Here is a 1,186-nt window from a genome sequence, read left to right as displayed (position 1 = left end):
ATTTTCGGATGCCAACTAAATAAATTTTCAAAATAATAGATCACTGGAAGGGAACTCAGTCCGATTTTTGCGATCTGATCAATTGCCAAAAATCCCAAACCTCAACACGGACTGAGTGATGCCTATCATAGCACCCATACCTCAAAATGAATGCCAGAAAATGAGAAAACTTATCCATAAAACCCGTGATAAGAACTATTCCCGTCGATTGACGGCGTTATTGATGCTCAATGAGGGATTGACGGTGACTTATGTCGCTAAAACCCTTCATGCCGCACGCTCTTCCATCAATCGTTGGGTTGAATGGTTTACATTATATGGACTCGAAGGACTCAACAGTTTACCGGCTGGCCGACCTGCTGTCTGGGATCTCACCCCTCTCTATAGCCTGTTGCTTTTCTTATTACAGCAATCTCCCCAAGAATTCGGCTATCTTCGCTCTCGCTGGAGCCTTGAGCTTATGACTCATACCCTTAATGAATTACTCAACCTCTCCCTGACACAAAGTGTCCTCTATCGTTACTTTTCTCAGGTGGGAATTGTCTGGCGCAGAGCGGCACCCACGGTAAAACAACCTGATCCTGAACATGAGGAGAAAATGGCAAAGATCGCAGAAGCCAAAGCGAATATTTCAGAAAAACATCCCGTTTTCTATGAAGATGAGGTGGATATTGATTTCAACCCGAAAATCGGCGCGGACTGGTGTTTCAAAGGACAACAAAAACGGGTTATCACCCCGGGAAAAAATGAAAAACATTACCTTGCGGGTTGCCTCAATGCTCAGACAGAGCAAGTCACCTATGTTAAAGGAATAAAAAAGAACTCTGATTTATTTATCAAAATGTTAGATGAACTAAATCATCAATATCCCCATGCGGAAACTCTCACATTAATCTTAGATAACTACGGTATTCATAAAAGTCGGAAGGTAAAGGAGTGGCTGGCACGACATCCCAAATTTACCCTGTTGTTTTTACCCGTCTATTCACCGTGGCTAAATAAAATAGAACGGTTATGGCAATCGCTCCATGAGACAATAACGCGAAATCACCGTTGTCAATTTATGTGGCAGTTGCTTAATTATGTTGATGCCTTTTTGGCATCGTTTTCATCACAGCAAAAACCAGGAAGACAAAAAATGAGTGTAGCACTATTATGAAATCTTATTTAAATCTGTTCCAAAGAA

General features: G+C 41.6%; 1 protein-coding gene. It reads left to right on the top strand.

The annotated features are described in order from the left end of the window. The first annotated feature begins 118 nt into the window (after positions 1 to 118). Positions 119 to 1,159 (top strand): IS630 family transposase, encoded by a 1,041-nt coding sequence (locus tag C6H66_RS25140; protein ID WP_105397062.1) that lies wholly within the window; start codon positions 119 to 121, stop codon positions 1,157 to 1,159. Positions 1,160 to 1,186: the final 27 nt, after the last annotated feature.

Source organism: Photorhabdus hindustanensis (assembly GCF_002968995.1).
Taxonomy (GTDB): Bacteria; Pseudomonadota; Gammaproteobacteria; order Enterobacterales; family Enterobacteriaceae; genus Photorhabdus; species Photorhabdus akhurstii.
Note: the sequence above shows the minus strand (reverse complement) of the source record. Positions and strands in the feature narration are given on the sequence as shown.